Source organism: Peribacillus butanolivorans (assembly GCF_001273755.1).
Taxonomy (GTDB): domain Bacteria; phylum Bacillota; class Bacilli; order Bacillales; family DSM-1321; genus Peribacillus; species Peribacillus butanolivorans.
Map to the genome: position 1 here is coordinate 170,135 of NZ_LGYA01000001.1, position 13,186 is coordinate 183,320.

The following is a 13,186-nucleotide window of genomic DNA, read 5'->3' on the forward strand; positions in this document are numbered from 1 at the left end:
CATGCAGGCTGTCTCTACTTTTTTTATCAAGACTAGGCAGGTGTATTAATACATACCCTCTAAACCAATCATTAACGTCATGAATAAAATATAACAAAGAACAGCTCCCAAAATCGTTTGGTTATGAATACTTTTACCTGCTTTTAGATTTTTCAAAAGTGAAACCAAATTAAGAAAACACATAGCACTTATTGATGGGATAACGAACAAGTGTATAAACAATAGCGTATCATCTCCACTCATTTTCTTGTTCCCTCCTACAGTGAGAATTTTTTTTGAAGAACACTCTACATGGACTTTTCTATTGTTGCAACTTGATGGGATGTCCAGTTAACCAGAAAGATCCCTACGAAGATGAGTGAACCACCTAACGCAACGTACCAGTGGACCGGTTCATCTAGCAAGATGAAACCAGATAAGACACCAAAAAAGGGAGCTAGAAATAGAAAGGCACTCGTTTTGGCGGAATCTCCTTTTTGTAGTAGGAAAAACCAAATTGAAAATTGTACGATAGAAGCCATAATGGCTAGCCATAATAAAATAAGCATGGATGCCGTTGTGATTATGAAAAAGGGCTGTTCAAAAAGATAAGAGCCAATAAGCAGCAGTACCCCTCCGCAAAGCATTTGATAGGCTGACATGACCCAAGTGTCGATTGCGTGTCCCCAGTTTTTCATCAACAGGGTGGCGAGGGACCAGGAAATGGCTGACATCAATCCGAGAAGGGTTCCTGTTTTTAAATCAAGATGTGCCCCCATTGTGATAAAGACACCGATAAATCCTAGGAAAACCCCTGCCCATTGCTGTGGGGCGTATCTTGTTTTACAAAAGAGCGTTCCAAAAATGATAACTAATAAAGGATTCATAAACGTCAAAATCGAAAGTTCCCCTGCTGAAATGGTTCTAAGGCCTACAAAGATGCAGCCCATGACACCAGCTGTCTGGAATAAACCGATGATAGCCAATTTAGCCCAGTCTATGGTCTTGCTTGGATGAGGTCGTTTGATGAGTTTAACAATTATGGCCATGATCAAACCTGCAAGGATAAATCTTATGGCTGCAAGCAACATGGGAGAAGTATAAGCTAATCCTATTTTTCCGATAGCGAATGACGAACCCATTAAAGCAGTCGTTAAAATGACAAGTAAACCAAAAATGACTTTGTTCATCGTTTCCCCTCCAAAAATCCTTATCTATGAATAGTCAAAATTAGAAAATTGAATGATTGTAAAATTATAGCATATTGCTGAAGATAGGAGTTTAATAATGAGTGGAAAACACAAATGAAAACGCTTCCTTTATATGGGATATTGACATATGATAGAAATAGACATTGGTGAGGAGGAGACGGTATGGCAGAGAAATATAAGCATATTGAAACGGCAGTAATTCATGAAGGATATGACTCGAAGGAGCATTTAGGAAGCTTAACAACACCACTGTTTCAAACCTCAACATTTACTTTCGAAACGGCTGAGCAAGGAGAAAGACGTTTTGCCGGTTTAGAAGATGGATATATTTATTCGCGTCTTGGAAATCCAACGGTACAGGTGCTTGAAGACAAGATTGCGGCATTGGAGGGCGGGGAAGCAGGGCTTGCTTTCAGCTCAGGTATGGCTGCGGTATCGGCTGTACTTTTTGCATTAACTAAAACAGATGACCACATCTTGTGTTCACAAGGATTATATGGTTGTACGTTTGGCCTCCTTCAGTTGATGAAAAGTAAATATCGTATCAATCATGATTTTTGTGATATGGATACAGAGGAACAGTTAAGGAAGATGATCCGTCCAGAAACAGCCTGCATCTATGTGGAAACCCCTATTAATCCGACTATGAAAATGATTGATTTACAAATGGTCATGAAAGTCGCGAAAGAATGCAATGTGCCGGTTGTAGTCGATAATACTTTTTCGACACCTTATTTACAGAAGCCCCTTGACTATGGCTGTGATGTCGTCCTTCATAGTGCGACGAAGTATCTTTGTGGACATGGAGACGTCGTTGCAGGTCTTGTAGTTGGAAAGAAAGAGTTTATCAATCAGGTAGCGGTAACGACTCAGAAAGATATCGGAGGAATTATTTCGCCGTTTGATGCGTGGCTACTACTGCGGGGGTTAAAGACTTTACCGGTTAGGATGGACCGGCACTCTGCCAATGCGTGGGAAATCTTTCGGGAGCTGAAACAGCACCCCCAGGTGAAGAATGTATATTATCCAGGGGATACTAGTTCTCCGGCCCATTATATAATGGAAAAACAGATGAAACATGGTGGGGGCCTTATCTCCTTTGAATTGCAAGGTACGAAGCAGGATGCCCAGAAATTCCTGAATAACTTGAGACTTATCAAAATAGCTGTCAGCCTAGGAGATGCCGAAACATTGATTCAGCATCCAGCTACCATGACTCACTCGGCAGTTCCTGAAGAATCCAGACATCAAATGGGGATCAGCGACCAGCTTATCCGCCTCTCAGTAGGCCTCGAAGCTTGGCAGGACATCTGGCACGATCTTCAGCAAGCCTTTTAGCTGGGGTCAGACCCCATTTCCCGGATTATTTCCCGGTTTTTTTGATGAAAATGGTGAAAGATAAGGATTAGAACAGCCAGGATGTAGGATAAAGGGGTGATTGTCGGGTAGAGAGTGCTGTTCCGTACACCAATGCCGATGAACGCCCAGAAGAAGACAAGCGGATAGCACCAATCCCGGATTTTAACTGCGAAGACAAAGGCCAGGATTGTTGCTGCAATCATCATGACAATCGTCCCGGTTACATTAGATATCTCAAATCCTTTCCAGCTACTATAGGTGAGATAGTAAGAAATGTCAGCGATGGCTGCGACGCTTACCCAGCCTAATTAAATGGAAAAAGGGCATAGGTCGAAAGAGGCATGCTCCACTTCATTAATGTTTGTTTAAATGATAATTAAGTTAATCAAAAGCGCAATAATAATGAACACTAATTTTACTTATTTAACCATTTTGAGCACATAGGAGGTCTATAAGAAAAATATGTACATTTTTTCTTATACATAGTAAGTTCTTGTTACTAATGATTCATTTAAGATTAGAAATTTTACATCTTTACTTTAAGGTGATAAAATATTCAGAGATTCATAATAATTTAGTCCTTCGGGGTCGGGTGAAAATCCCAACCGGCGGTGATGAAGAAATTCTAAGCCCGCGAGCCTGATAAAGGCAGGATTTGGTGAGATTCCAAAGCCGACAGTATAGTCTGGATGGGAGAAGGACGTGTGGAACCCAAGTGTATACGTGCGCCTAATTTTTCAAAAATGAAAATTTTAGGCTTTTTAGGTATACAATTTTTCACTCATTTCTCCTGCTAACTCCTTAGGTCAATCTAAGGGGTTTTTTATATTCTATAAAAGGGGGAAAAACATGTTTACGGGAATCATTGAGGATATCGGTACCGTCCATTCCTTGAAAAAAGGCAAAAGCAGCATGGAGTTGGCGATTCGTTCTGAGAAAATCCTCGAAGATGTACATCTGGGGGACAGTATTTCTGTCAACGGAGTTTGCTTAACGGTAACGTCTTTCACGCAAAGTCTGTTTACTGTCGACGTGATGCCAGAAACGGTCAAAGCTTCTTCAATCCGGACGTTAAAACTGGGATCACCTGTGAATCTGGAACGTGCCATGAGTGCACAGGGCAGGTTTGGCGGCCATTTTGTTTCAGGCCATATTGATGGTACAGGAACGATAATAAAAAAAGAGCGAAAAGAAAATGCTGTGTATTATGTGATCAAATTGGAAGAAGGACTCAGTACATTTTGCATCCCAAAAGGGTCAGTTGCCATTGATGGTACGAGCTTGACAATTTTCGGGATAGAGGGAAACCTGCTTACTGTATCTCTGATTCCCCTGACTCATCAAGACACAATATTGGGGCGGAAAGCAGCTGGCGATATTGTTAACATCGAAAATGACATGATAGGGAAATATATCATACATCAAATAAAAAAAAGTGATTCAAAACCAGGACTGAATTTAGAGTTTTTGGCAGAACACGGATTTTAATTAAAGGGCGGTGTAAAAGATGTTCCATACAATAGAAGAAGCGATCGAAGACTTAAAAGCTGGTAAAGTAGTAATCGTATCCGATGATGAAGACCGTGAAAATGAAGGTGATTTTGTTGTATTGGCAGAAAAAGCAACGCCTGAAGCGATTAATTTTATGGCGACCCATGGACGCGGTTTGATTTGTACAACCATTACCGAAGAACTGGCGGCAAAATTGAATTTGCATCCTATGGTCGGTGAAAATACCGATCATCATGGAACTGCTTTTACAGTTAGTGTCGATCATAAAAGTACTTCTACAGGAATAAGTGCATTTGAAAGATCCTTGACCATTCTGGAGCTTCTTAAAGAAGATTCAGTTGCTGGGGACTTCCAACGGCCTGGTCACACTTTTCCGATTGTCGCTAAAGAAGGTGGCGTGTTAATACGGGCAGGGCATACGGAGGCATCCGTAGATTTGGCAAAGTTATGCGGGGCTGCTCCTGCAGGCGTTATTTGTGAAATCATGAATGAAGACGGGTCAATGGCACGAGTATCTGATCTAGAAATTATCGCCGAAAAATTCGATCTTAAATTCATTACGATTGCCGAGCTAACTCGTTATCTCCAACAAAGAAAAATATATGAGAAACAGGAACTTGAATTAAATATTCCGAATGCTTGAAGGATATAAGTGGTTGAAAAATAAAAATACGAAAAAAATTGACATTTGTTTTTAAATTAGGAGGATATGGACATGGGGAAAATTATTGAAGCACAATTAATCGGATCAGGGTTGAAAGTAGGCATCGTGGTAGGAAGATTTAATGAGTTTATTACAAGCAAGCTTTTAGGCGGTGCATTGGATGGCCTTAAGCGTCATGGTGTTGATGAGAATGATGTTGACATAGCGTGGGTACCAGGGGCTTTTGAACTTCCACTAATTGCGAAAAAACTAGTGAACACAGGCAAATATGATGCAGTTATCGGCCTTGGAACAGTAATTAGGGGGTCTACTTCTCATTATGATTATGTGTGTAATGAAGCAGCTAAAGGCATGGCAGCAGTTTCTCTGGACACAGGTGTACCTGTTATCTTCGGTTTGTTGACTACTGAAAATATCGAGCAGGCTATTGAACGTGCAGGAACAAAATCAGGCAACAAAGGCTATGAAGCAGCCGTTAGTGCTATTGAAATGGCGAACCTTGGAAAATTGATTGAACAGTAAATGGTACACATTAAAAAAGCCGCAGAGAAGAAAATTCTTTTCTGCGGCTTTTTAATGTAGTGAATGTACAATTACCTGTCAGATTGAGCTAGCTTTTTCAACCCATTAAGCAGTTCTTCAAAGTTCGGGAAATTTCTTGCTATTTTATTGATGAGATTATCCTGTTCATTGAAGCTTGCCGCCACTTCTTCAATGAAGAAGCGTGTTCACCTGCTCTAGCAGCTTCAATTGAGGCATTCAGGGAAAATAAATTCGTTTGTTTTATATGTCTTCAATATTTGCTAAAACCGCTTGGATGTCTTAACAAGAGGAATAAAAGCACTTTGTTCCAATTTGTTCTTTTTCTTTCAAATATGCTTCTTCAAGATCGGAATATAATTAACATTATCTACCTCACAAATATAAACAAATACTTTAAACTTCTCATTCCTTATATCATTCAGAAAACTACCAAAGTATATCTAAACCATTAATATCGATACTTGCATTGGCAACAGAAGATGAACATACATTCACAACATACTATTTTACATCCTCGCCAAATACGGTTTTCACGACATTCTCTGCCGCATTGCCATTATCCCAACCGCAGAATTTATCGTAAAAGCGATCATACGTCTCTTGATATTGAGTTTTAACTTGGTCAATATTTGTAACGGCATCAATGATTTCATCCGTTGTTTTCACTAATGGACCAGGCACTTCTGATTCAATATCTATATAAAATCCTCTTAATGTATCTCTATATTTCTCAAGATCATAGGTGAAAAACAAGATTGGTCGTTTCAAATTTGCATAATCAAAAAATACAGAAGAATAATCAGTGATCAATATATCAGAAATCAAATAAAGTTCAGCAATATCATCGTATTTTGAATAATTATATACAAATCCTTCTAAACCATCTGTGTCGATCTCATCGGCAATAAAGTAATGCATGCGTAATAAAACGACATATTCATCCCCTAATTGTTCTCTCATTTTATGCAAATCCATTTGAATAGCAAACTTATACTTTCCAGGTTCATAAAATTCATCATCCCGCCACGTCGGGGCGTATAAAATCACTTTTTTATCAAGAGGAATTTGGAGACTCTCTTTTAAATTCTGGATAGACTCCTCATTATCCTTTTTATATAAAATATCATTTCTTGGATAACCGAATTCGAGCATCTCCTTTTCGAACTTAAAGGCACTTCTAAATATATCCGAAGAATATTGATTCGGTGAAATAAGATAATCCCAACGTCTTGATTGATTAAAGAAATGCTTTTTATAATTGGGATTTGCCGAATAAATATCATTCATATCAAAAACAAGCTTCTTCAACGGTGTTCCATGCCAAGTCTGCAAATCGATATTCCCTTCACGCTTATTCAATTTTAGTGGAAGGCGTGAATTACTTACCGAAAATTTAGATGTAGCGAAATAATAATAGTAAGCTAAGCTAAACCGTTTCACTTGTTTTGCATTACCTGGAATCTCTTTCCCTGTCTTATTAAAAATCCATATATATTTAAAATCGTAATTATGCTCAAGCATATATTCATAAATGTACTTCGGACTATCCGAATAGTTTTTCCCTAAGAAACTTTCGAATACGATTGTTTTTTCTTTTAGCGGCATACGCATGAACACAGAGCGATATAAATAAATGTACATTTTCTGCCTACTCTTCAATGCCCTCTTCATATTACGGGCAAAATGATGGAGTCCAATCAGCCTTTTATAAGATTCCAGTTTCCTTTTACGTAACAGCTTTAGCTCTCTTTTCACTACAACATTAAGCTTTTTCCTTTTTGATACATCAATTTTATCAACAGAAACGGCTACTTTATTAAAAAATTCATCGATACATCCTTGATTGGAAAACAGCATGATAATCTGTTTTCGATATATATTCAAAAATAACCAGTCTAAATATGAACCAGCTCGTTTGTTCATACCATATTGATCTTTCATCTGATTATAGATTGATAAAAAATCCAAAACCTTTTTTTCCCGATCCGATTGCATTACTGCAGGATTAGAGATGGGGTCATTGCGCCTGCGCTTGAAATAATAGCAACGTGTTAAAAATGGGAATGTCCCCATTTCACTTATGATAGGAACGATAAAGGATAAATCTGAATAACAATCAACTTCTTCTGAAAACCGCAAATTATTCACCTTTATAAAATCACGCGAAATAAGAGTGTGCAGGATTGACATACCACGGAACGAGCGTTGAATCCCCCTTCTTAAACGTACACGTCCTTCTTGCACTTTCTCTTCAATCTCTTCTATTATCATTCCATCATCAGCTTCTTCTTCAACCATATTCCCGATTTTACTATCCTCTTTATTAGTTAACCGGACCCGCTTTCCGGTAAGCATATCGTGTTCCCCAATATTCTCGACCAACCTTCCAATTGTATCGAGAGCAATAAAATCATCACTATCAACGAAGTAGACGAACTCACCCGTAGCATTATCTAAACCTAGGTTACGAGCTGCGCTCACTCCTTTCCTCTCATCATTATGGAAGCAGATAATCCGTTTATCCCTCTTGGCAAATTCATTAATGATAGCACCAGACTGATCCAATGATCCATCATTAATAAGTAAAACTTCCAAGTTACTATATGTTTGATTCACCACTGAAGTTAAACACTCATCTAAAAATTCTTCTGTATTATATACTGCAATAATTACTGATACCTTTTTCAATTTCAAAACTCCTTAGGTATTGATTTCCTAATTTTAATTAATAGGTAGATTTATTATACAATATTTCAAGTCTTTTTGACGCCCCAAATAAATTGGATGGATATGGAATTAACCTTATTAAATGCTTAGAGGGAGGCGGTTAAGATAATTGATTGCTTGTGAAATAGATATCAAAGGAATCAACTGCATAGAAGAAGGCAAAGACACTTCTCTTTTCCTCTTGCCTGACTAATTTAATTACTTCAAATGCTGTATTCATTTATTCTAATTGTAAAAGTAATATTAAAAAAAGTATTATTTTAGCTAAAGCATAATTAAATAAAAGATTTAACCTCTATAGAGAAAAAACGAAGAAGACCTTTCTCTCAATTAGATAAACCGTCCTTTATGATTGATTAATATTAAGTTAAATACAAATCCCATTTACTAATCAGGTTTGCTAAGAGGATTTATTTTAGCGACATAGCAAACTTGTACGTACAAAAATAGAATATTAATTAAAAGATTACATAACCAATACATGTAATTATAAAATCCACTCAATTGATAAAAATCAAAAAAATCCAAGTCAAACTAAGGATTCAAAATAATATATATTAAATATCAAAAAGACATTGCCACGATATTAAAATGATATCTAAGGAGTGGAATTGATGACAATTAAGAAAATGCCTGTTTCTTTACCTGAAAGTGCAAAACAAGATTTAGAAAAGATGTCGGCAATTTGTTTTAAGAAGGCTTTTGGGAAGCGTAAAAAAGATTATGAAAGCTGTTTTTAATAGAGTCACAGATGCTATTAAGTAAGGTTCAACTATTACATGCATATCCAGCTATGTAGACCGTGTCTTTAGATCAATGGAACGACAGGCTTTACATATGGAAAATAACCGTTAGAAGGCTAAGAGGAAGAAGAGTGAGGCAGAGGCACATGAATTTTTCTATCCAACCAAAGATGTCCCATTATGGGATTGGTTAGAACAGTGAGGGAGGAATTAAATGAAGTTACATTAGACCCATTTTCATACACATAAAAAAAGAGCCATTTCGGCTCTCCAATCAACAACTTATGGCTTCTCCTTCGCTCATTTCTATCACCCTTTTCACTGAATAATTACAAGATAATAAAACGGCCTTATCATGCCCCAATTCTTCAACCCAACTTTTAAATAAAGTATCCTTGCTAACCCCTGTTTGATCCATTTCCATTTCCCTCTCCATGAGTTTTTTCCATTCTTCTTCATCAATCAACAAAGGCATGGAACTTTCATTTAGAGTAAAACAAATTCCTTCTTCTGTTTTGATAACACCCTCACCATTTGCTAGGACCTGTTTTGATTCCATTTTAATTCCCCTTTTCGTATTGAATTGTTTAACAAGGATAACTTTTGTCATATCTCCAAATTGATCTGTATAAAACGATTGGTTGTGTGCCTTACAAGCTGGATTCACACATTCATATATATCCCTAACTTTTGAAAACCTTCTTTCTCTGGTACTCCCAGGCCATAATAATCAATACATGTCATACCTTCATCACAATATGGGCATTCCACATCTTCAACCTAACTAAACAATTTAAATATTGATTTTATCAAGCGAAAAGGTCGCGCACGCTGATCTTCCTGGTATTCCTTCCTGCAGTGGTTACAGAGGTTCAACCCTCGCCTTTTGCCTTCGTCTTCGGTAACCACCAGGGCCATAAAAACATATCCTCTATAAAAATTATCGGGGTTATCATTTGGCATTGTAATTTCAATTTTAGAGTCCTTAAATTCTGCAACCCCTAAAGGGATACCGTTTTTAAGCTTAAAGATATTCGGAATGTTTACTTCAGTACGCTCTTAACACTTAATTCATCGGCATATTTGCATTGGAGCTCTTTGTTTGGCATTTGAAGAACTAATTTACTCATTTCATCCGTCGAAACAATATTTACATTAGGATCCAACTTTGTTTTCTTGGTTAACTTGAAGGTGTTTAATTCCTCAATAACTTCAATTCTACGACCATTAAAATTAATTTTTATTCCGTGCAGCTCATTATTTTCCGTTAAATCGCTCAAAGAAAGGGCTAATGTTTCCCCTAATGTTTCCCTTGTTAATTTATCTTGGCTATGAGAAACCACCCTAATATGAGTTTTAAATACGGGTAAGTTCATCTTTCCGTTGTTGCCGCGCTAATTTTGTTAGCTTTGATTTCATCCTGGAGGCTGTGAGGCTTAGTTATAACCTTTTTCTTTTTAAAATTCTTATTACTTTTAAAGAAAACGTTAGTAACAGCCTGGAATGTATCGGTTAACAAATCATTAATTTCATTCACTAAACTGCCGACGCCTATTTTAAATCCGGTAACAACCCGTTTACCGCTTATATTCGCTCTTAACGGAACTTTACCTTTTGAAGACTTTTCGTGAGCCCAGAGCGTTTCTAAGCCACTTATTCCTTTCTTCAACTTCATTACAAATACTTAACCTTGCGAAATCTCCATCATATACTAATTCATCCACTCAATTTAATATTGATGCTATCGGCGTTTTTGTGTCATTACTTTGTGTATTCAAGGAGAAAATTTTATTTTGCTGATCAATTCACATGCTGGATTCCCTTAATGAATACATAAAAATATCTCGATTTCAAAGTAATATCTTACATTTATAATTAGGTATAAATACTGGGAAATAAAGAATTTTATAGGTAGGATACTAAATATTTTATTACAAAAGCTGTTCGTAAATGAAGCATGTTAAAATATGCGGATATGATTATGCTACAATTGTAAAGATTGCAATTGAAATTCATATCTTAGGGAAAAGTAATTATATTAGTATTTAGGAGGGGTTTGTGTGTACCATCTCTTTACACATAATGATTTAGATGGAGTCGGATGCGGTATTGTAGCGAAGCTGGCATTCGGGGAAGAAGTAGTGGTTAGTTATAATTCAATCGGGCGACTTAATCAGAATGTAGCGGCATTTCTTGAGCAGGCCAAAATTGAGGATACGTTGCTGGTTACTGATCTTTCAGTTGATGAAGATAATGAAAAAGCGATTTCACAGTTTGTTGAAGATGGAGGCAAAGCGCTTCTGATTGATCATCATAAATCAGCGCTGCATTTGAACGAACATGATTGGGCATCTGTAACAGTCGAGCAGGAAGACGGTAAACAAACAGCAGCGACTTCATTATTCTATCAGTATGCAGTTGAAAAAAAATTGTTGGAACCTTCGCGGATTGTTGCTGAATTTGTTGAATTAGTTCGTCAATACGATACTTGGGAATGGGAAGTAAACAAAAATTTAACGGCAAAACGGTTAAATGATTTGTTCTTTATGATTCCGATTGAGGAATTTGAGATGAAAATCGCCCATAAATTATCAACGGCTGAAAGCTTTACTTTTGACGAAGTTGAGCAAACGCTTTTGGATGTTGAGGAAAGCAGGGTTGATCGGTACATAAACAGGAAAAAAAGAGAAGTCTATCAGGCTACGGTTGGTCCCCATACAGCAGGTGTGGTCCATGCTGAGTCCTATCATTCGGAATTGGGAAATGAACTGTCCAAAGAGTTTTCCCATCTGGATTATATTGCAATTCTAATGGTCGGAAGTAAAAGAATCAGCTTTCGGACAATCCATGATGACATAGACGTTTCTGAGGTTGCAGGTAAATACGATGGGGGCGGTCATCAAAAAGCCGCAGGTTGCACAATGTCCGAAAAGGCATACAGTCAATACGTAGAAAAGACCTTTTTTGCCGAGCCTATTAAACGCGATGCTCATAAAAACCAATTGAATATCAAGGAATCCCCAGAGGGTTGCCTGTATTCAACGAGAGAAAAACAAGACATTTTCATCTATGAAGATGAAGAAGAAGAATGGATTGTGGAGATCAACGGAAAACAACAGAAAAAAACATTTGATACATTTGGGGAAGCGGATAAATATATAAAGCGGAAATACGTTGCATGGCTGGCCCATGATGAAAGATACGAAGAGTTTGTCAATAGAGGGTGAATAGGAAAACGGCTGTCCGAATGTGGGCAGTCGCTTTTTGTTGTGTCTCTAAGACGGAAACCTGACACTTTGTGTAGAATCATCCATAAATCGAAGGAAATGAAGATAAATGGAGACTTTGCGTAGATAAAACTGAAATTTCGTAGATAAAAAGAAAGATTCGTTGATAAAAGTTGTTGATCCTACTCATTTACGTAGGATTGGACTGAACTTTCATAAAAAACAGGCTCAAAACGGATGCCTTTTGAGCCTGTTTAAGCTATTTTACCTTTTAAGTGGGACAGGATGTACGATGGTACGGGATTGTTTTTTGGGTATAGAATTTTGGCGATGAAGAATTGCGTTGATTTCGCCACCGATTACAAAGATCAGACCACTCAAATACAACCATAACATTAAGATGATAACGCCCCCTAAACTGCCGTATGTGGACGAATAGTTAGCAAAGTTGCTGACATAGAATGAGAATCCAAGTGATATTCCGAGCCACAGTACGGTTGCGGTCACAGCCCCAGGGATAACGTGTTTAATTGGAAAACTCTTATTCGGTGCAAAGCGATATAAAAAGGTCAATACTAGTGAGATAACGACAACTGCAATGATCCACCGTAATAAGCTGAATAGACTTTGCATTTTTTCAGGAAGCGAGATGACTTGTTGTAATAAATCGATGATCACTTTCCCGAAAACGGGCAGACCTAACATAACGATAAAAGCTACAACCAAGCCTAAGGTTAAGATAATAGAAATAAAGCGGGCTTTAATGAAGTTCCTTGTTTCTTTCACATCATAAGCGATGTTCATTGAATGAATAAACGCATTCATACCGTTTGAGGCTGACCATATGGTGCCTAGGAAACCGAAAGTAAGTAAGCCGCCGTTCCGCTCACTTAATATGTTGATAATATTTTCCTCGATGACTTCCACCGTTTCCGTTGGCATGAAGGTTTTTATAGTATCCATGGCTGTCTGAATGTCGATATTCAAATAAGGTAAAATCGAAAGTAGTAAAATGAGCAAAGGGAATAGTGCGAGTAAATAATAATAGGCCTGTTCTGCTGCCAACCCTGTTACACGATCTTCTTTTATTTCTTTGATAAGCTGCTTGCTGAATTTTATCGACTTATTCATCCGGGCATCACTCCTGAATAGTTACTAAGGTTATCTGCTTCTTTTCCCTCAGTTCAGGTAAGTTAATCCTCCTATCTAAAGAAAAGAAAA

Annotated in this window: 13 protein-coding genes, 1 pseudogene and 1 riboswitch; of the genes and pseudogenes, 6 read left to right on the top strand and 8 right to left on the bottom strand. The window is 37.5% G+C overall.

The annotated features are described in order from the left end of the window. Window positions 1–45 precede the first annotated feature (45 nt). Together AKG34_RS00780 and AKG34_RS00785 are read right to left on the bottom strand one after the other, a co-directional pair. Window positions 46–243: a hypothetical protein gene (locus AKG34_RS00780; RefSeq protein ID WP_053344340.1), complete on the bottom strand. Its 198-nt coding sequence runs from the start codon at window positions 241–243 to the stop codon at window positions 46–48. A 44-nt stretch (window positions 244–287) separates the two neighbouring features. After that, window positions 288–1,169 (bottom strand): DMT family transporter, encoded by an 882-nt coding sequence (locus AKG34_RS00785; RefSeq protein ID WP_053344341.1) that lies wholly within the window; start codon window positions 1,167–1,169, stop codon window positions 288–290. 183 nt (window positions 1,170–1,352) lie between these two features. Here AKG34_RS00785 and megL point away from each other — a divergent pair, with 183 nt between their 5' ends. Beyond that, window positions 1,353–2,528: a methionine gamma-lyase gene (gene megL / locus AKG34_RS00790; RefSeq protein ID WP_053344342.1), complete on the top strand. Its 1,176-nt coding sequence runs from the start codon at window positions 1,353–1,355 to the stop codon at window positions 2,526–2,528. Here megL and AKG34_RS00795 read toward each other — a convergent pair. Continuing rightward, window positions 2,525–2,755: a TspO-related membrane protein gene (locus tag AKG34_RS00795; RefSeq protein WP_053344343.1), complete on the bottom strand. Its 231-nt coding sequence runs from the start codon at window positions 2,753–2,755 to the stop codon at window positions 2,525–2,527. The two genes, megL and AKG34_RS00795, sit on opposite strands and share 4 nt — an antisense overlap. 368 nt (window positions 2,756–3,123) lie before the next feature. Next, window positions 3,124–3,254, top strand: a riboswitch (FMN riboswitch). A gap of 144 nt (window positions 3,255–3,398) precedes the next feature. Between AKG34_RS00795 and ribE the strand changes: the two genes are divergently transcribed. From ribE to ribH, 3 genes and pseudogenes are all read left to right on the top strand, one after another. Further along, window positions 3,399–4,037, top strand: a complete 639-nt coding sequence (gene ribE / locus AKG34_RS00800) for a riboflavin synthase (protein ID WP_053344344.1) — start codon at window positions 3,399–3,401, stop codon at window positions 4,035–4,037. Window positions 4,038–4,056: 19 nt separating this feature from the next. After that, window positions 4,057–4,695 (top strand): annotated as a pseudogene (gene ribB, locus AKG34_RS00805) (3,4-dihydroxy-2-butanone-4-phosphate synthase); the annotation flags it as partial. Between the two features lie 81 nt (window positions 4,696–4,776). Then, on the top strand, window positions 4,777–5,247 hold the full coding sequence (ribH, locus tag AKG34_RS00810) for a 6,7-dimethyl-8-ribityllumazine synthase (RefSeq protein WP_053344346.1): 471 nt from the start codon (window positions 4,777–4,779) through the stop codon (window positions 5,245–5,247). A gap of 522 nt (window positions 5,248–5,769) precedes the next feature. On the opposite strand, the gene AKG34_RS00815 is transcribed toward ribH, so the two are convergent. After that, window positions 5,770–7,956: a bifunctional glycosyltransferase/CDP-glycerol:glycerophosphate glycerophosphotransferase gene (locus AKG34_RS00815; RefSeq protein WP_053344347.1), complete on the bottom strand. Its 2,187-nt coding sequence runs from the start codon at window positions 7,954–7,956 to the stop codon at window positions 5,770–5,772. Between the two features lie 653 nt (window positions 7,957–8,609). On the opposite strand from AKG34_RS00815, the gene AKG34_RS29175 reads away from it, so the two are divergent. Continuing rightward, on the top strand, window positions 8,610–8,735 hold the full coding sequence (locus tag AKG34_RS29175) for a hypothetical protein (protein WP_269083711.1): 126 nt from the start codon (window positions 8,610–8,612) through the stop codon (window positions 8,733–8,735). Between the two features lie 277 nt (window positions 8,736–9,012). Here the strand turns inward: AKG34_RS29175 and AKG34_RS00820 are convergent, their stop codons facing one another. From AKG34_RS00820 to AKG34_RS00830, 3 genes are all read right to left on the bottom strand, one after another. Beyond that, window positions 9,013–9,297, bottom strand: a complete 285-nt coding sequence (locus tag AKG34_RS00820) for a hypothetical protein (protein ID WP_152952224.1) — start codon at window positions 9,295–9,297, stop codon at window positions 9,013–9,015. A 484-nt stretch (window positions 9,298–9,781) separates the two neighbouring features. Then, on the bottom strand, window positions 9,782–10,114 hold the full coding sequence (locus AKG34_RS00825) for a hypothetical protein (RefSeq protein ID WP_053344349.1): 333 nt from the start codon (window positions 10,112–10,114) through the stop codon (window positions 9,782–9,784). After that, window positions 10,111–10,413, bottom strand: coding sequence for a hypothetical protein (locus AKG34_RS00830; protein WP_053344350.1), 303 nt, complete (start codon window positions 10,411–10,413; stop codon window positions 10,111–10,113). Before AKG34_RS00830 ends, AKG34_RS00825 begins: the two co-directional genes overlap by 4 nt. Window positions 10,414–10,798: 385 nt before the next feature. Between AKG34_RS00830 and AKG34_RS00835 the strand changes: the two genes are divergently transcribed. Next, window positions 10,799–11,965 (top strand): DHH family phosphoesterase, encoded by a 1,167-nt coding sequence (locus AKG34_RS00835; RefSeq protein WP_053344351.1) that lies wholly within the window; start codon window positions 10,799–10,801, stop codon window positions 11,963–11,965. 264 nt (window positions 11,966–12,229) lie between these two features. On the opposite strand, the gene AKG34_RS00840 is transcribed toward AKG34_RS00835, so the two are convergent. Then, window positions 12,230–13,096 (bottom strand): YihY/virulence factor BrkB family protein, encoded by an 867-nt coding sequence (locus AKG34_RS00840; protein ID WP_053344352.1) that lies wholly within the window; start codon window positions 13,094–13,096, stop codon window positions 12,230–12,232. Window positions 13,097–13,186: the final 90 nt, after the last annotated feature.

Coding starts and splice junctions, on each gene's coding strand:
- AKG34_RS00840 (WP_053344352.1), bottom strand. CDS start 13,096: ATGAATAAGTCGATAAAATTCAGCAAGCAGCTTATCAAAGAAATAAAA.
- ribE (WP_053344344.1), top strand. CDS start 3,399: ATGTTTACGGGAATCATTGAGGATATCGGTACCGTCCATTCCTTGAAA.
- AKG34_RS00820 (WP_152952224.1), bottom strand. CDS start 9,297: ATGGAATCAAAACAGGTCCTAGCAAATGGTGAGGGTGTTATCAAAACA.
- ribH (WP_053344346.1), top strand. CDS start 4,777: ATGGGGAAAATTATTGAAGCACAATTAATCGGATCAGGGTTGAAAGTA.
- AKG34_RS00795 (WP_053344343.1), bottom strand. CDS start 2,755: ATGATGATTGCAGCAACAATCCTGGCCTTTGTCTTCGCAGTTAAAATC.
- AKG34_RS29175 (WP_269083711.1), top strand. CDS start 8,610: ATGACAATTAAGAAAATGCCTGTTTCTTTACCTGAAAGTGCAAAACAA.
- megL (WP_053344342.1), top strand. CDS start 1,353: ATGGCAGAGAAATATAAGCATATTGAAACGGCAGTAATTCATGAAGGA.
- AKG34_RS00785 (WP_053344341.1), bottom strand. CDS start 1,169: ATGAACAAAGTCATTTTTGGTTTACTTGTCATTTTAACGACTGCTTTA.
- AKG34_RS00825 (WP_053344349.1), bottom strand. CDS start 10,114: ATGAACTTACCCGTATTTAAAACTCATATTAGGGTGGTTTCTCATAGC.
- AKG34_RS00830 (WP_053344350.1), bottom strand. CDS start 10,413: ATGAAGTTGAAGAAAGGAATAAGTGGCTTAGAAACGCTCTGGGCTCAC.
- AKG34_RS00780 (WP_053344340.1), bottom strand. CDS start 243: ATGAGTGGAGATGATACGCTATTGTTTATACACTTGTTCGTTATCCCA.